The following is a 17,990-nucleotide window of genomic DNA, read 5'->3' as shown; positions in this document are numbered from 1 at the left end:
ACTCTAATGACTCAAGCTTAGAGGATGTTTGAAAAGTCCCTCATGGTGTATCAAATATTTTTAGATCCCCCTAAATCCCCCTTGAAAAGGGGGACTTTGACTCTAGTTCCCCCCTTAGCAAGGGGGGTTAGGGGGGATCTGTAAGTGCCTAAAATCACAGCCTAAAACTTTTCAAACACCCTCTTAGAGACAAACACGCATATTTACCCCAGGGGTATGAAATTCTATCCATTATTATCATGAACACCAACTCTAGCAACTCAACTACAGCCTAGAGCTATTTCTTAACGCAGATTTATAGCAAATGTTTGTGTAACTAACTAAGAACGACCTATTACACCGACTTTGCTGTAACCGAAATTTATCAAACATTCAAAAAACCCATAACACGACACCATCATGGAACCAGATATTAACGTCACTACACTCGAAGATACCACTCTCATTGAAGACACCACTGCCATTGAAGATATCAGTTCTAATGTAGGCATCACCTCCGAACAAGATCCTACTGCCATTGAAGATATTAGTTCTAATGTAGCCACCACATCCGAACAAGATCCTATCCCTCTTGAAAATACCACCTCCATTGTAGACACCTCCGAACAGGATATTAGCTCCAATGTAGATATTAGTTCCAACGTAGATAACACTTCCACCACAAATCCCACACCTATTGAAACTTTATTCCTAACCGTTATAGATCCTATAACTGGCGAGACTAGCCTTATAGATCCTGTAACTGGCGAGATTATACCCACAGCCAACAACGATGGTTTTGTCATCAGCGGTGCAAGTGATGATCAATTAGGTTACTCAGTTAGCAATGCTGGTGATATCAACGGTGATGGAATTGGGGATGTAATCATCGGCTCACCTTTGAGTGATCCTAATGACAAATTTAACTCCGGGAAAACTTATGTAGTCTTTGGCAGCAAAGAGAACTTTCAACAAGTCATAGACCCTTCCAATCTCAATGCTACTACAGGCTTTGTGATTAATGGGGCAGAAGTTGGTGATGACTCAGGCCGTTCCGTTAGCAATATTGGGGATATTAACGGTGACGGTGTTGATGATCTAGTCATTGGCACACCCTTTTCTGACATCAATGGAGATAATTCCGGGGCTGCTTATGTCGTCTTTGGTAGTAAAGACCCTAACTATTTCAGTAATCCCATCGAACTCTCCAACCTTGAACCTAGCCAGGGTTTTACCATGAAAGGTAATCAGTCTGGTGATAATGTAGGTTGGGCTGTTAGCAGCGCTGGCGATTTTAATGGTGATGGCGTTAAAGACCTATTAATTGGTGCAACTCATCCTAGTGATGACGGAACAGCTAATAAAGGAGAAGCCTATATCATCTTTGGGAAAAAAGATGGTGATTTCGCTTCAACCGTAGACATCCTGGCAATCATCAGTGATAACCCAAATAACCTGGGCTATTCCGTTAGTGATGCGGGAGATATCAACGGTGATAAGATTGATGACATCATTCTTGGTGCGCCCTCTGCTAATACCAATGGTGATAATTCTGGAAGCAGTTTTGTTATTTATGGACGGAAAACTGACTCCACAAATCCCCTTACTTCCAATATTATCAACGTCTCTAACCTCAATAGCAGCGATGGTTTTACCATCAACGGACAAGCAGGAGATCAATCAGGCTTCTCTGTTAGCAAAGCTGGAGATATCAACGGTGACGGCATCGGAGACTTGATTATTGGGGCAAAAGATGGCAATCCCAATGACAAAGAATCTGCTGGCAGAAGCTATGTAGTCTTTGGTAATAAAAACGGTTTTGGTAAGACTCTTGATGTTGCTAATCTCAATGGCAACAATGGCTTTACCATCAACGGTATTTCCGCCCTTGACAACTCAGGTTGGTCTGTCAGTGGTTTGGGAGATTTTAACGATGATGGTATTGATGACATCATTCTTGGGGCAAAAAAGGCTACTGATAACGCTGGACAAGGCTATGTTATTTATGGTAGCAAACAAGGCTTTGGCGCTACCTTTGAACTCTCAACTTTCGATACACCTGAGTACGATGGTGAAAAGGGCTTTATCATTGATGGTGCTGAAAATAGTAACTTAGGTCAGTCAGTCAGTGGTGCTGGAGATGTCAATGGTGATGGTGTTAATGATTTGATTATTGGCGCTCCCTTGGCTAATTCTCAAGCAGGTGAAGCCTATGTGATCTTCGGAACGCCTGCTGCCACATCTGCTGGTACACCTGATGTTAATCCAACTTCCACTGGCACCGGCACTGTTAGCGATTTCCTAACGCTAGTTAGTGATAATGTCTTCAATATCAAAGGCAACAACGGCAAGGCAACACTGGAAGTAAAATTAACAGGACCCAATTCCGGTCGCAATGAAATTGGAGTATTTACTGTTGATGATGCGTCTGGTAAAGTTGATGGTATTGCCCCCGATGAAGCGGGTTATGCAGAAAAAGCATTAGCAAAAGGTCAGGTAGTTTTCTCTACCCTTACTAATCTTCCTGCTGGATTTGATCCTACTAGCCTGGACAGGTTATTAAGATTTAACTCCAATGACAATTTGAGATTCTATTTGGTCAAAGACGGTTCAACCGATTCTGTACTGAGTAATAACACCTCTATTGGCAATGTCCTGTTTGCCAACCCTGCTAATCTCAAGATTACAGATTTGGGATCTGATCAGTATTCCCTAGATTGGGAAGATGGTTCTGGTAATCCTAGCGGCTTTGAGGATTTTCCGTTAACAATTCAGGCAAGTGATCGAGCTACAACTTTGGGTACAACTTTGCAAAATAAACCACAAGGCGAATCGTTGGATTTACGAGGTATTACTGGCGCAGTAACCGCTAATTTTGTGGTTAACCGAGAAGCAAGTTACAACAATTTTGTTGGTTTCTATCGCGTGACTGATGCGAATGGCGGTATTGATACTAATGGTGATGGTAAGGCTGATATCCTCCCAGGACAAGATGGTTATGTTCAAGCAGCTATTAATGGTCGTCTTTCTGACATTAATTTAGCTGTGAACAACGGTGGAACGGCAAATTTCAATAATACGCTTCAAGGTGGCTCTATATATGTACCATTTCTTGTTGTGAATGGTACACCTGATGCCCTACTTGATAGTAATCCTAATAATAATCCAGATATTTACTTTACCTTCTTGGGTGCGAACTCAGATGGTGTAGATCATGTGCGGATGTTAGGTGATAATACCTTTGGTTTTGAGGATTTACGTGGTGGTGGTGATAAAGATTTTAATGATGTGATTGTTAAAGTCAATTTGGCTCAAGCGTAAAAGATATTTCTCAGGTTTGAGAATATTCATCAGAATCAGATCCCCGACTTCTTAGAGAAGTCGGGGATCTTGTTAGGAGTAAATAATAATTGTGTGACTGCTGTTAAAGTTTTGAGTCCTTTTAGTGAACCTGTAATTAATCGAGTCGCTGCTAGGGGTTGACGGATGAATTCCCAAGCTAAGGGTAAAGGTTGTAATGAACCGTCTGCACCAATGGCTGATGTGATATTGGGGATGTCATGATGAGCATCATCGCTAACTACTCGCAGGATGGCTATTTGTACCTGTGGAGAAACTGGTTGCTGGAAAAATTCTAGAAAAGCATATCCTTCCATATCTACAACGTCAGCACCGGATTGTTCATATAACTGGCGTTTTTCTGTGGCTTTATATAAGAGGCGATCGCTCGTTAACCCTTTGACTAAAGATACACGATCACCAAGTTGATTATGTATATCTGCGGTGAAGGAATTATTGCCCTCTTGCAGATTTCCTTGATAAAGACAATTTTGATATAAAACAATATCTCCAATTTGATATTTTTGGCTCAAGCTACCGCACAAACCCATCATCAGCATCCGATTTGCTTGACCATGGGTGAATTGTTGTAAATATTTCCGCACTGGTTCGATTCCCATTGGTATCGCTAATACCTTGGCTTGGGAACTGGGGACGCGACTTAATCCGCGACAGACGGCTTGATATTCTGCTCCCTGGGGGACTAAGATCGTAACCATTGTTATCCTAGAAGTTCTATACTAACCTGTCAGTTGTCAGTGATCAAAAGACCGATGACTAATGACCAAGGACTTAAATAATTTTATCAGATGGTAAAGACTAATAACTCAGAATCTGCCCGCGAAAGCTTCAATATTTCCAAATTAGCGATTAAGTTTTCTTGGTTGACGGTGTGTTTTTGGATAGGTATAGCGGTAGCTGGTGTCCTGGCCTTGAGTTCCCTCAAATATGCTTTATTTCCAGATATCACCTTTCCGGTAGTGGTCGTAAATGTCCAAGCACCTTTAACATCAGCCCTAGATACGGAAGAAAAACTCACTAAACCACTGGAGGAAAGTCTCAAATCACTGGTAGGACTTGAGGATATTCGTTCATCAACTTATCCTGGTCAAACTGCTGTAGTTTCCTCTTTTGTGGTGGGTACGAATTTAGAAACTGCGACTAATAAAATTTCTCAGATCGTTAATCAATTAAATCTACCTAAGAATGCCACTAAAAAAATCATCCCTTTGAATCTGAACGAATCAGCGGCTGTTAGCTATGCCATTGAAAGTTCTTCTGGGAAGATTGATAATTTACGGCAACTGGTAAAAGATAAAATTGTCCCTAGCATAGCTAAATTACCAGGAATTCTGAAAGTCTCTCTGTTAGGGGAAGTGAGTACGAATGCACCACCACCAACAGCAACAAATGGATTACCCCCAGTCGGCACTTTAGTCAGGTTCAATGGTAAACAGGCTTTAGCCTTTCAGGTCATTAAAAAAGGTGATGCTAATACCTTGGAAGTAGTTAATCGGGTAGAAAAAGAAGTACAACAGCTAAGGTCTAGCTTAAAAGATGTTACTCTCACTTTAGCTGCTACCCAAGCTGAATATATCCGCAACGCCACCCATTCCACCATAGATGCCCTGATCGAAGCGATAATTTTATCAATTGTCGTCATCTTTCCCTTTTTATGGAATTGGCAAGCTACCCTAATTTCTGCCTTAGCTATTCCCATATCTTTGTTAGGAACATTTATCGTCATGGCGATATATGGCTTTAACTTAGAAACTATCACCCTGTTAGCCTTAGCTTTAGTCATTGGCTCGATAGTAGATGATGCCATAGTTGATGTAGAAAACATCATGCGGCATATTGAAGAAGGGAAAACCCCCCGCGAAGCCGCTTTGATAGCCACTAATGAAATTGGTTTAACTGTCACCGCAGCTACTTTGACAGCGGTAGCAGTATTTTTGCCTATTGGTTTAATGGGTGGAGTCATTGGTCAGTTTTTCAAACCCTTTGGAATTACCGTTTCTGCTGCCATGCTGACATCTATGTTAGTAGCCCGAACCTTATCACCAGTCTTAGCTATTTATTGGCTTAAAGCTAAACCATCCAGTTCTCCTCAGAAGCAAAGTAAAATTTGGCTAGAATTTGATCAAGCTTATCGTAACTTGTTAGCCTGGTCTTTGCAGCACCGCTTGATAGTTGTTGGGTTAGCTATAAGTAGTTTAATTGCTGGTCTTGCCCTGATTCCCCTAATTCCCAAAGGATTTATTCCTAAACTTGACCGAGGAGAATTTAATATTGTCTATACTGCTCCTCTACCTAGTCTTCCTGGGGATCTAGCACAAGGGGTGCAAGGAGGACTAGGACAACCAGGAGGACAAGCAGGACAACTGGGACAAATGGGACAAAAAGATAAATTAGGAAATTCGTCTTTATCTGCTGCGGCTTTGGCTGATTCATCATCTTCTATTCCTATTCCTATTCCTTTAAACGATTCTTTGGATGTTGCTAAGAAACTGGAAGAAGTAGTGAGAAAGTTCCCCGCTGTGGCAACGGTATTTACTACTGTGGGTTCTCGTGAAGGTGAACCAAACAAGGGGACGCTGTACGTTAAGCTCAAAGCAGAGCGAGAAGTGAAAACGGCAGAAGTACAAGACCAACTCCGTGCTGCTTTGCCAAAATTGGCGGGTGTAACTACAAGTGTAGAGGATATTCAGTTTGTTGATACGGGTGGACAAAAACCTTTACAAATAGCTTTACAAGGTAATGATATCAAAGCTTTGACGACAGCAGCTAAAGCGGTAAAAGCTCGAATTGAGAAAATATCTGGTTTTGCTGATGTGACTATTACAGGTGCGTCTTATCAACAAGATGGGATTTTGCAAATTGAAAGGTTGAATAATCAGCGAGTAGTTTATATCGGTGCTAACCTGGGTCAAAATTTAACTTTAGGTGATGCAACTGATCAAGTCGTAGCTGAAGCTAAAGCTGTGATGCCGGCTGGTGTGTCTTTGAATTTAGGGGGAGATTCTGCCCGTCAAAATCAGGTTTTTGGGAGTTTTGGCACAACGCTGGGATTATCGGCACTTTGTATTATTGTGGTGCTAATTTGGTTGTTTAAAAGTTGGGTAGATCCCATAGTTATTGGTCTTTCTTTACCTTTAGCAGTGGTTGGGGCGTTGCTGGCACTGCTATTTACAAAAAGTGATTTTGGGATGATATCTCTGATTGGTTTTGTGTTTCTGCTGGGGATTACTAACAAAAATGCGATTTTAATCGTAGATTATATTAATCAGTTACGGGATTCTGGACTAGAACGGACTGAGGCAATTCTTAAAGCTGGACCTGTACGTTTACGTCCCATTATGATGACAACTGCGGCAACAATTTTGGGGATGGTTCCTATTGCTTTGGGTTTAGGTGCGGGTTCGGAATTGCGATCGCCTATGGCTGTATCTATAGCTGGTGGTTTGGTAAGTTCTACTATTCTCAGCTTGTTTGTTGTCCCGGTATTCTACGCCATTTTAGATGATTGGTTTCCCAGGAAGACGGTGAAAGGATAAATCTTTCAGATCCCCGATTTTTTAGCTAAGTCGGGGATCTTAGTATTTTATAAAGCTTAACTTTTCCTGAAAATGTCGTCAATTTTTTTTCCTCCACTTATTCAACAAATTAATAGTGAAATCTGTGCTAATGCAGATGTTAAGTTATTCGGATTACGCCTGGATCTCATGCACTCACAAATCAACGGTAATAAATGGTTTAAGCTCAAGTATAACCTGGTAGAAGCTAAAGAGAGGAAATTATCGACAATTCTCACCTTTGGTGGTGCTTATTCTAATCATATTTATGCTACCGCTGCCGCAGGAAATCTGTTTGGTTTTCGCACTATTGGCTTAATTCGTGGAGAAGAAAATATTCCTTTAAATCCTACTCTAGAATTTGCAGTAGCACAGGGAATGCAATTAGTATATATTGATCGTCAGACCTATAAAAAACGCCATACAGAAGAATTACAAAATCAGTTAAAACAGCGATTTGGGGAAGTATTTATGATTCCTGAAGGGGGTTGTAATTTAAATGGTATGCGTGGCTGTACAGAAATATTACAAACAGTTAAAGGATTTGATACTATCTGTTTAGCTTGCGGTACAGGAACAACATTAGCAGGAATGACACTATCATTAAATCAAGAACAAAGGGTGATTGGTTTTCCTGTTTTGAAAGGTGGTGATTTTCTCAAGGAAGATATCAATAACTTATTAACAAATTATCTAGCTTCTGATTTACCAACACCTGTTAATTTTCCTGCACCTTGGGAACTTGTATCTGATTATCATTTTGGTGGTTACGCTAAGGTAACTAATAAATTAAAGCTCTTTTGTCAAGATTTCCAACAACAACATGATATACCTTTAGATTATATATATACAGGCAAAATGTTTTATGGAGTGATGGATTTAATTGCAAAAGGGTTTTTTAAATCGGAATCTTTGCTATTAATCCATACTGGTGGTTTACAGGGGAATTAAGCGTGTAAATTAGCCTGTTCTTGTAACCAAGGATCTACAGGTTGTCCGTCTTTGCGTTTTAATTCTATTTCTATGACCATGACTTCTTTTGAACCGGGAGGTGCGGGTTTTTTATGAAAGAGAATTTCGTAGTCTAAGGGGTTTTGATTATGTTCTTTTAACCAATCTTGAACTTTTGTCAAGGCAAAAAATGATTGTCCTTGAGTAAACATTTGGGTAATTTGCATTTGTAATGTGTAAGGATTAATGCGACTCATTTTTATTGACTCCTTTGGTATTTAGAATTATGATTATCTCACGCAGAGGCGCAAAGACGCAAAGAGGAAGATTGAGTTTTTATTCTTCGGTGTTGAAATCTACTTTATCATAAATATCTGTTAACAAGATTTGGCAGGGAATAGAAGATAGGTTTAAGCTACTATCTTCATCTGTAAATTCAGAAAATATCCATTTATTACTATCGGTTTTAAAATACTGCTCAATGTGCATTGTGTATTGGTCAATTAAAATATATTCTTGTAAGCTAGGAATTGTCCGATACGCTGCAAATTTTTCATCTCTATCATAACTTTTGGTAGATTTTGATAATACTTCTGCAATCATCACAGGATTTACTAAGGTGTCTTTTCTTCCTTGTTCATATTCTAAGGGAGTTTTCACAACCATAATATCAGGGTAGGTATGAATTTTTCTGGTGGGAATCCAAAGACGTTGATCTGTGACAAAGACTTGATAAGGTTGACGTTTGAGAAGATAATTGAGTGTACCACTGAAATTAAGTGCAAGTTGGTTGTGATTGGGTGTTCCGCCTGTCATGGGTATAATTAATCCGTTGATATATTCGTGACGTATTTCTGAGTTTACCTCTAATTCTAGGTATTCTTCAGGGGAATAGTAGCGTGTTTCTTGTGCAAGAGTCATAATTTTAATTTATAGGTTTTATGGGTTGGGTATCGCTTCTACAAATTTCTCAACTCAGTTATAATTATAGTCTAGCAGTTTGTTCGATTTGATAAAACATGAGTGGTAAGGACAAAGAACTTATGGTGATATTGTTATCTTTAAATTTTGAGATTACAAATCATACAAATCCTTAAACCAATTGATAAAACCTTGCACCTTGGGAGTTTGGGGATTTAAAATATTATACTTGATGGCTTGATGTATTTGTCTACCTGGTTCATCTTGCCATGCTAACCAGGTATAAATTTCCGCTTTATCAATATAAGATTCTTTGAATGTTGCACCTTTATTTTTTGCTTCTCTTGCTACTTCCTGTGCATATTGCCAAAGATGTTCTCCCTGTTCTGGAATCATATAACCTAAAAAGGTTTCTAACATCCCTTCGATGATATTATCTGGCATAATCCAAACACCAATTTTCTTATCATCTTGTGTATTAATAATTAATCCTGTTTCTGGTATTTGTTCAGGAAGATGAGAAATACTTTCAATTTGCAAACAAGCATTTCTGATACTTTGCCAACGTAAAGACGCATTATCATCTGCATCTACCATTAAACCTAAATGTGTACATCTTCCAGTTTGTAATTCTGTATATATCAGGTCATAAGTAATATTTTCATAACCTCCACATTCTTGAATTGATATAATTGCTTCCTCTTTTTTCGCTCCCCAAAAAATTCCATTTTTTTCAATTAATTCTGGTATGACTCGTAAATCATCTTGACCTTCAACTAATAGCCTTTTGGGGTGATAATGTTTTGCCATTGCTAACGTACCTCTAATTCTCTTTCAGCAGCAATAACAATTTGTGCTTCATTAAACACTATACTTTTTTCTTTACCTTTTTCAATTCTATGAATCCTAATACCATCATCAGTTACATTTTCTTGTTGTGCAATATCAGCCAAACTTTTCCAACAATCACTATTATGTGTAGTTGCAAAAACTTGGACATTTAATTTTTTCGCTGTATCCCAAATCATTTTCCACATATCGGACATTGCAGTAAAATGAAGTCCGGTGTCAATTTCATCTACAAATAAATAACCATCTTTAGCTGATACTATAGCTAATGCGATTCCTAAAATTCGCCAAACTCCATCTCCCATACTACCAATAGGTACACGCTGTTTTTTATCACTAAGACGCACAAAAAAACCAGTATGTGAATCAGCAGCAGAACGTAATCTCGACATCTGAGTAGCTTTTTGAACATTGGCTGGAGCAATACGTTCAATTTTTGGATCAATAATTCTCAAAGCTTCTGTTGCTAGTTCTTCTTCAGGAGTTAAGACAACTTCCTCAAATAATTCTTTCATATTTGTGGTATTTAAAGAAGAAGAATTAACAAATACTGTCCTAGACACTTGATTTTTTTTGTCTCGGCTAGAACGTTTAATAAATCTTAAAGATAAACAATTATTATCTGATAAAGCTGTATTTACAATTTCTTTAGCTTCATCTTCTCTCTTCCAAACTACTCTGAAATTTAGACTTTTGAAATTACTTGATAACTCTTCAATAAGTTCTCTTTTTTTTTCTTCATCTAATTCCTCCAACTCTTCTAAATCAGCATCAATATGTAACTTTATACTTCCTATACTGACAGAAAATTCTTCTTTCAAATTGTCGTTAATTCCTGAAATAGAAAATTGACTATCTATATCAAATTGATGATCATAAAATAAATGACAAATATCAAGTTCGCGTTCTTCTCTTGGATCATCACTCCAAAAATACTCACCTCGGTTAATCATTATTTCGCCGAGTGGTTCAAGATTAGTCCGTGAACATAAAAGTTGAACCGCTTCTAATATAGAAGTTTTCCCGCTATTATTTTCACCAACCAGTAAGTTAATTCTACCTATTTGTTGAAGTTCAAAAGATTTGAAACCTCGAAAGTTCTCTATTTTTATACTTTTTAACATAATTTTTAAGATGGAGACAAAAGAGAAATAATGACTACGTTGATTATAGCAAATATATCCCCAAATTCTTCAAGAAGTTGGGGATATAAATTACTAATTTTGCAACAAACAAGAACTTCACATATCAGACTAAAGGCTTCTCTAATCTTTCTGTCAACTTACGTTTTGCTCGGATAATTTGCCTGTGACCTTCTGGTCGGCGACCAAGTTTATCTACAAGTGGTGCGATACTTGCTTTAACTGTATCAGAACATAAAGGAACAAGCCAGGGAAAAATTCCTTGGGTTAGAGGACTCAAGTTACCAACCGCAGGAGATAGAACATAGTTCCACACGCCTTCAAGGGCTTTAATGTAGAGTTTTTGATTTTCAATTTCAATCGCTTTGTAATCATTAAGAAACTTTTGCAATCGCTGTGTATCAGCAGAAAGACCCCTAATTGTGTAAATCTCTTTAACTTCCTTCAGGATATTAGCCGCTTCATTGATACTGTTTCCCCTAGCAGTACGAACTTGCAGAAGTTTATCAATAGTCTTCTCTATAAATACATTGTCATCCACCTGTTCTTTTAGGGTCATATTGTTTAAACCTATTTCCCGAAAATTGGGATGAACTGAGTCATTTGCTTCTTGTAGTAAATAAAGAACATAGCGATTAACCTCTATATCCGTTGCTTGGAATGGTACATCTCTCCAGTAATCACGAACATCTTGTGACTGCTTATACTCTTCTGCCGTCATGTTGTAGGTTGTTCCCCAAGACCCAGTTAAGGGAGCAGTAAAATTTAAGTGGCAACTTCTTAATCTTTTTGCCAGATTAACAAAAGCTTTGGCAGCATTATACTTAGCAGTTTCATTTGGTTTGGCTGTAGCTTCTTCTCCTAATTGCACTGCTTTCTGAAACAGAGCATTAAGTTCACTCTTAGGATTTTCTTCATACTTATGGCTGTCAATCTTAATCAGATGTAGAGGTAAATAGTGAGATATGGCGTTCAAATATGCCCAATGCCACGCAACTGCCGCCAGATGAGGCTTTTCAGTACGAAATTCAGCGTCAGGGTGTACAGACTTAATCTCTTGAAAACATTGTTGAGCTTTGCTTAGATATTTTATTGCTTCATGATAATAATTTTCGTAGTTATCATTATCATATCCACTTGATTGAAGAGCAATGTTGAAAATAGGCTTTCTCAAAGCACTTCCAATATAAAGTTGCGATTTTGCGTGCTGAAAAAGTTGCTCAATTCGTTCAGCTACTTGAATATGCTCTCTAAAATCTTGATTTGCATCCGAGTCATAGTCTCGAAAATTAAGATAGATATACCCAACTTCAGCCATTTGGCATAATGAACGAAAGGGCATACCAAAAGGGCGAGGTTTCTTCAGTTCACTGGGTGTAACGTCAACCATCAATCTAGGTTGTACAATTGCAGAGGAAGAGACTGTCCATTAATCCAACTACCGATGGTCTCATGGTTCATTCTAAATGACTCATTTACTCTTCCCATAGTTTTTAGGGCTAACGCACTCAGATCACGCAACTGTTCAATTTCACGACGTTGTCCTTGCCAATCCAGTGTTTGAACGAGTTCAGATTGTTTCTGGTAGAGGTCTTTCAGTATTTGCATAAGCTAATCCTTCCTTTAGGTAAAAAATAGTCAGCCTAAAGATACAAACAGAAGATTTAACTCCTATTCCGCAGGATAAGCCTAGATATTCTACCAAATATTCAAAAAGACTTAGCGGAAGGAACTCGAAAGAGTATTTTTTCCCAAGCACAACTGGAGGACAAACAATGAAAAATTATGCAGTAGTCTATGAATGGGCAGGTAGTAATTATTCTGCTTATGTTCCAGATATACCCGGATGTGTTGCTTGTGGTGATACTCTACAAGAAACAGAAGAACTAATTAAAGAAGCTATAGAATTGTATTTGGAAGTATTGAAAGAAGATGGAAAACCTATACCCAAACCTTCTACAAAAGTAGGTCAAGTTGCAGTGATGATCTAAAATCCAGATCCCCGACTTCTTTAAGAAGTCGGGGATCTAAATATTGATCTAAATCCTATTTCAACGCTGCTAACAAATCATTTTTCGCAGTTTCTAATGCTTCTGGTAACTTACTTGCGTCACGTCCCCCAGCTTGCGCGAGGTTGGGTTTTCCACCACCACCACCTCCACAGATTTTAGCTACATTACCAACAAATTTTCCAGCTTGAACACCTTTTTTATTCACTTCAGGACTGAAAGCTGCAACGATACTCACTTTTCCGGCTTCGGGAATAGAACCTAAAACTACTGCACCATTACCGATTTTTTGCAGCAATCTTTCCGCAGCAGCTTTTAATGATTCTGGGTCAATATCATCCATTTGGGCGATAATGATTTTGTGTTCTCCGATCATTTCCGCAGTTTGTAATAAGCTGTCAGATTTAACTATTGCTATTTGTGATTTCAGACTTTGAATTTCTTTTTCATTGTTGCGAAGTTCGGTTTGTAAAGAGGTGATTCTGTCGGGGATTTCTTCGGGTTTGACCTTAAAGCGATCGCACAAATCTTTCGTCACTATATCACGAATATTCAAATAATCCAATACCGCAGCGCCAGATACAGCTTCTATTCTTCTTACCCCAGACGCAACTCCGGCTTCAGCAATGATTTTGAAAACGCCAATTTCCGCCGTATTATTAACATGAGTTCCCCCACATAATTCCATCGAAACGCCAGGGAAATCAATCACGCGCACTTGATCACCGTACTTTTCCCCAAACATTGCCACTGCACCTTTAGCTTTGGCTTGTGCTATGGGCATCTCTTCTATTGTAGCAGAATGAGCTTCGGAAATCCAACTATTTACTAATTCTTCAATTTGTTGAACTTCCTCACCGGTTAAAGCGCGGGGACAGTTAAAATCAAACCGCAATCTATCAAAAGAAACCAAAGAACCAGCTTGAGAAATTCCTTCATCAACGACTTTCTTTAATGCAGCTTGTAATAAATGAGTTGCTGTATGATTAGCTTGAGCGCGACGACGACAAGCGGTATCTATTTGTGCGGTAATTTCATCACCAATTCTAATCGTACCACGTTCAACATATCCGAAATGAATAAAGAAATCAGATTCTTTTTTCACATCTTCAATTCTGACTAAAACACCATCACCAGAAATATATCCTTTATCACCAATTTGTCCCCCTGATTCCGCGTAAAAAGGAGTTTTATCTAAAACAATTTGCACTTCTGTTCCTGCTTCTGCTGCTTCTTCCGAAACACCAGCAACTAATAAAACTTCGATTTTTGCTGTTGTTGTTAATTGGGTATAACCAATGAATTGTGTGGAGTGAATATGTTCTGCAAGTTTATCTAAAGAACCTTGAACAGTTAAATCAATGGTTTCATGTGCTGCTTTTGCGCGTTCTACCTGTTTTTGCATTTCTGCATTGAAACCATCAACATCAACAGTAATGTTATTTTCTTCAGCAACTTCTTGAGTTAATTCTAATGGGAAACCGTAAGTATCATAAAGAGTAAAAGCACTTTCTCCACTAATAGAAGTTAATCCTTTTTGTTTTACCTCTTGGATAATTTCTGCTAACAGCTTTTCACCTCTATCAAGAGTTTTCAAGAAGTTACTTTCTTCCCGTTGTAATTCGGCTTTAATAGCAGTTGCTCTTTGTCGCACATTGGGGTAAATTGATTCCGAAAGAGAAATTGCGGTTTCTGCAACTTGGTTAATAAATTCTCCAGAAATTCCGATTAATCTCCCATGTCTAACAACGCGACGAATTAAACGCCGTAAAACATAACCTCTTCCCACATTAGAAGCGCGAATTTCATCAGCAATCATGTGAACCACAGAACGGACATGATCACCAATTACCTTTAAAGAAACTTTGGTATTTTCATTACTTTCGTAATAATCAATTTTGGCAATTTTTGCTGCTGTTTCAATAATGGGGAAAATCAAATCTGTTTCATAATTATTCGGCTTCTTTTGCAGGATTTGCGCCATTCTTTCCAAACCCATTCCCGTGTCAATATTCTGATTTTGCAACGGGGTTAAATTACCAGCAGCATCCCGATTATATTGCATAAATACCAAGTTATAAAACTCGATAAATCGGGTATCATCTTCTAAATCAATATGATCTTCACCGCGTTCTGGGTGAAAATCATAATAAATTTCCGAACAAGGACCACAGGGACCAGTAATTCCAGATACCCAGAAATTATCATCTGCACCCATGCGTTTGATGCGTTTTTCCGTTACACCAATAGTATCGCGCCAAATTGCAAAAGCTTCGTCGTCGTCTTCAAACACGCTGACAACGAGATTCTGGGGGGAGAAACCAAAGACTTGAGTAGATAATTCCCAACCCCAAGCGATCGCCTGGGGTTTAAAATAATCACCAAAGCTGAAATTCCCCAACATCTCAAAAAATGTATGATGGCGTTGAGTCCGTCCCACATTTTCGATATCATTGGTACGGATACACTTTTGCGAAGTCGTAGCGCGTTTAAATTCCGGTGTCCGTTGTCCCAGGAATATCGGCTTAAATGGTAACATCCCTGCAATAGTCAGCAGCACAGTTGGATCTTCGGGAACAAGGGAAGCACTGGGAAGCGGTTGGTGTCCCCGTTGTGCGTAGAAATCAAGGAATAATTGACGAATATCGTTACCGCTAAGAAATTGGGGAGTTGAAGACATGAGTGTTTAAGAAATCAAATTTAGTTAATTTAGGAAAATCTGCACAAAGCATCATTACTATTTATAACTTATAGAAGGAAATATGAAATATGCTTTATTAAACTCACAAAAATTGAATAAATTTTACAACATAGATGTTTCTTATAATTCTACTCCTTCTGTTACCAGTGTTGAAGAAATATATTCAACCAAGATTTTAGTGTCTTAGCGCGTCGTTTAGCTGTTTCTTCTGCAAGTGATGGACATACTTCTAACAAGAATTGAGTTGCACTGTCGGGTTGAATATCTGAAAGATCATTTGCATTTTGCCAATTAAACCATGCTGATCCAACCTTTGATGATATAAATTGGTAAGCAAGAAATCTCTTTTTGGCTTCGTTTTGTAACCGATGCAGTATATAACAACTAGCTGTTGGTTCTTGTCGTTCATTTGCCAAACCAAGAATTTCTACTGCTTTTAGATAGTAAAAGAACTGTCTTTCACTAATTCCATCTATGTCCAAAAACTTCTGTCTGACTATTGATGGAGATGATGGATATTGAATCAATAGAGATGCAAAATCTAGAACTCGTTCAAGGTTATCAGCTTGGGGAATGTCACGAGAGAGGACTCTAATATTTTGCTGAACAGATTCTTCAACTTTGGGAATATCTTCTGTAGAAATAGAGTTAACAAAATACAGTTCTGGACTATTGGTAGAAACAGCTAAATTTACTCTAAGTTCATTTTCTTTAAGACCTGCTACACAATCTTGCCAGCTATTAATTATAAATGAGTTAATTTCATTTTTTAGGCGTTGCTGAATCAAGGCATGAAAATAAAAATCTAATAATCGAAAGTATTGGTCATTCAAGAGTTTAGAGATCGCCAACAAATACAAAAGATATAAATCATGCCCAAAATCAGTAAAGCCATTTTTTGCATCTTCTACTGAAGAAAGAGATTTGATTGCATTTGTCAGTAAAAGTGATTCATTGGTACTTAGATCAATATGGAGAATGATTGTCCATGATCCTGGGATTGCCTGTGCTGGTGTAAAAGTGGGAAGTGTGGTTATTTTCTTAACATCTGCAACTTCTTGAAATAATCTTTCTAACTTATCAACTGCATGAGCAACAACTGACCAAGACTTATTGTCTTGAGGATTATCAATACGCACTACAACTGATAAACCATCATTACTAAAGACTGTCCCCAAAGCTGCAAGACATGAAGTAATTAGTCTATGTATATTGTTTTTGACTTGATAATAATTTGCGCTTTGGTCAGAATTTAAGATTTCAGGACTATATATTTTTTTGAGTAAATTACTAGCATCTGACCAAATACGTTGATCTGAGTATTGATTGTATTGCTTTTGCCCTGCTATTCTTAAAAATGTCTCTACTCCTTCAGACCACTCATCTTTGATATCTAAATCATCTACTTTATCTAGAACTAACTGAATCAAAGATTGAAACTGTTTAATTTGCTTCCTTGTCCGAGGAGCTTTTGCATAATTTTCTCCCCAGGTAGAGATAAAATCCACCGTTTGTTCAGAAATAAGAGGATTATCTTCATAAAGACTCACCATCAAAAAAGAGTCTAGTGCAGGACTTAATAGTGCAAAACTAGGTAATTCCCAGTTGTTAACACAAGAAATAAGACCAATAATACTAATTCTTAATGGACTATCAGCAGTTATGTTATGTCGAGATAATATTGATGCGAGAAATAACCAAATTACATTATTGTTGACTTCTTCTGAAGCTTTTTTAAGAAGTTCACGTCCCAACACTCCCAAACCTATTTCTACAATTTGCTGAGATCCTAATGCAAGCAAGGTTGCAAAATCTCGAACAGTCTCATCTACTTTTTTTAGATTAACAGATATTTTTGCAACTTCCTCTCTCGCTCCGTCGCGATCGCCAGAGTCTAAAAATTGTTGTACTTTAGTGAGAGTAGTTGTCATTCTGCTTGTTGTGTAGGAATAAAAGTGATACCGCAGCGAATTTCAATGTCAACACGAGCATTGCCAACTGTACGCTTAGGATCTTGAAATGATGGAGGTTGGGACTCAGGTCCGACACCACCTTGTTTACTGGCATTCTCAACGAAACGTCTAGCTCTCTTAAAAGGATTTTTTCTTTGTGCTTTTTGAGAGTCGCTACATTCCCCTTCAATCTTAGCAAGAAATGATAATCCCTCTTCATCAGTAACAGGTTTATCTTCTGCCCAAGAACTGGTGTATCCTCCTTTCTTTGTTATATCATCTCCTTGAGCTTGTACTACTCCACGGTATGATGCTTGGGAACTGCACATATCAAACCCTGAAATCTAGCTAATTTACTGTCCCAAATTTTACCACAAATAGATATTAGACTGGAGCAGATGTATATATAATTACTACATATATATTTACGCAATAAATATCAGATTTTTGTATATAAAGGATTTCAGGCGTAATTAAGAGATGCAAATCAGAGTAAATGCTGATATTGTCAGGAATACACAAGCTTTCTGTATTTTTGCAGAGTGAATAATTTATCCTAATTACAAAAAATG

14 protein-coding genes are annotated in these 17,990 nt (G+C 38.1%); 4 read left to right on the top strand and 10 right to left on the bottom strand.

Annotated features, from left to right (window positions below; translation table 11 throughout):
* The first annotated feature begins 399 nt into the window (after window positions 1–399).
* Window positions 400–3,300, top strand: a complete 2,901-nt coding sequence (locus ANA_RS23620; protein ID WP_015080625.1) for a DUF4114 domain-containing protein — start codon at window positions 400–402, stop codon at window positions 3,298–3,300.
* 35 nt (window positions 3,301–3,335) lie between these two features.
* Here the strand turns inward: ANA_RS23620 and ANA_RS13565 are convergent, their stop codons facing one another.
* On the bottom strand, window positions 3,336–4,037 hold the full coding sequence (locus ANA_RS13565) for a 5'-methylthioadenosine/S-adenosylhomocysteine nucleosidase family protein (protein WP_015080624.1): 702 nt from the start codon (window positions 4,035–4,037) through the stop codon (window positions 3,336–3,338).
* 90 nt (window positions 4,038–4,127) lie between these two features.
* Here ANA_RS13565 and ANA_RS13560 point away from each other — a divergent pair, with 90 nt between their 5' ends.
* On the top strand, window positions 4,128–6,875 hold the full coding sequence (locus ANA_RS13560; protein WP_015080623.1) for an efflux RND transporter permease subunit: 2,748 nt from the start codon (window positions 4,128–4,130) through the stop codon (window positions 6,873–6,875).
* Between the two features lie 72 nt (window positions 6,876–6,947).
* A complete protein-coding gene (locus tag ANA_RS13555) occupies window positions 6,948–7,844 on the top strand; it encodes a 1-aminocyclopropane-1-carboxylate deaminase/D-cysteine desulfhydrase (RefSeq protein WP_015080622.1) in 897 nt (298 codons plus the stop codon).
* On the opposite strand, the gene ANA_RS13550 is transcribed toward ANA_RS13555, so the two are convergent.
* From ANA_RS13550 to ANA_RS13525, 6 genes are all read right to left on the bottom strand, one after another.
* Window positions 7,841–8,101 (bottom strand): hypothetical protein, encoded by a 261-nt coding sequence (locus tag ANA_RS13550; protein WP_015080621.1) that lies wholly within the window; start codon window positions 8,099–8,101, stop codon window positions 7,841–7,843. The genes ANA_RS13555 and ANA_RS13550 overlap by 4 nt on opposite strands.
* Window positions 8,102–8,180: 79 nt before the next feature.
* The gene (locus ANA_RS13545) at window positions 8,181–8,765 is read right to left on the bottom strand and encodes a Uma2 family endonuclease (protein WP_015080620.1); all 585 of its coding nucleotides are present in this window, start codon (window positions 8,763–8,765) and stop codon (window positions 8,181–8,183) included.
* A 153-nt stretch (window positions 8,766–8,918) separates the two neighbouring features.
* Complete coding sequence (locus ANA_RS13540) at window positions 8,919–9,575, bottom strand: DUF3226 domain-containing protein (RefSeq protein WP_015080619.1); 657 nt, start codon at window positions 9,573–9,575, stop codon at window positions 8,919–8,921.
* 2 nt (window positions 9,576–9,577) lie between these two features.
* Window positions 9,578–10,738: an AAA family ATPase gene (locus tag ANA_RS13535; protein ID WP_015080618.1), complete on the bottom strand. Its 1,161-nt coding sequence runs from the start codon at window positions 10,736–10,738 to the stop codon at window positions 9,578–9,580.
* A gap of 124 nt (window positions 10,739–10,862) precedes the next feature.
* Window positions 10,863–12,149: a hypothetical protein gene (locus tag ANA_RS13530; RefSeq protein ID WP_235081843.1), complete on the bottom strand. Its 1,287-nt coding sequence runs from the start codon at window positions 12,147–12,149 to the stop codon at window positions 10,863–10,865.
* Window positions 12,146–12,364 carry a hypothetical protein gene (locus ANA_RS13525; protein ID WP_041458062.1) on the bottom strand — a complete coding sequence of 73 codons (219 nt, stop codon included), beginning with the start codon at window positions 12,362–12,364 and terminating at the stop codon, window positions 12,146–12,148. Before ANA_RS13525 ends, ANA_RS13530 begins: the two co-directional genes overlap by 4 nt.
* Window positions 12,365–12,531: 167 nt before the next feature.
* Between ANA_RS13525 and ANA_RS13520 the strand changes: the two genes are divergently transcribed.
* Window positions 12,532–12,747 carry a type II toxin-antitoxin system HicB family antitoxin gene (locus ANA_RS13520; protein WP_015080616.1) on the top strand — a complete coding sequence of 72 codons (216 nt, stop codon included), beginning with the start codon at window positions 12,532–12,534 and terminating at the stop codon, window positions 12,745–12,747.
* Between the two features lie 55 nt (window positions 12,748–12,802).
* On the opposite strand, the gene alaS is transcribed toward ANA_RS13520, so the two are convergent.
* From alaS to ANA_RS13505, 3 genes are all read right to left on the bottom strand, one after another.
* On the bottom strand, window positions 12,803–15,445 hold the full coding sequence (gene alaS, locus ANA_RS13515; protein ID WP_015080615.1) for an alanine--tRNA ligase: 2,643 nt from the start codon (window positions 15,443–15,445) through the stop codon (window positions 12,803–12,805).
* A gap of 161 nt (window positions 15,446–15,606) precedes the next feature.
* The gene (locus ANA_RS27105; RefSeq protein WP_015080614.1) at window positions 15,607–17,397 is read right to left on the bottom strand and encodes a hypothetical protein; all 1,791 of its coding nucleotides are present in this window, start codon (window positions 17,395–17,397) and stop codon (window positions 15,607–15,609) included.
* Entirely contained in the window at window positions 17,394–17,747 is a 354-nt protein-coding gene (locus tag ANA_RS13505) for a hypothetical protein (RefSeq protein ID WP_015080613.1), read from the bottom strand. The genes ANA_RS27105 and ANA_RS13505 overlap by 4 nt, the downstream gene beginning before the upstream one ends.
* Window positions 17,748–17,990: the final 243 nt, after the last annotated feature.

The sequence above is a fragment of the Anabaena sp. 90 genome (assembly GCF_000312705.1).
Taxonomy (GTDB): Bacteria; Cyanobacteriota; Cyanobacteriia; order Cyanobacteriales; family Nostocaceae; genus Dolichospermum; species Dolichospermum lemmermannii.
The sequence above is the reverse complement of the archived record's forward strand: the minus strand, read 5'-3'. Positions and strand labels throughout refer to the sequence as shown.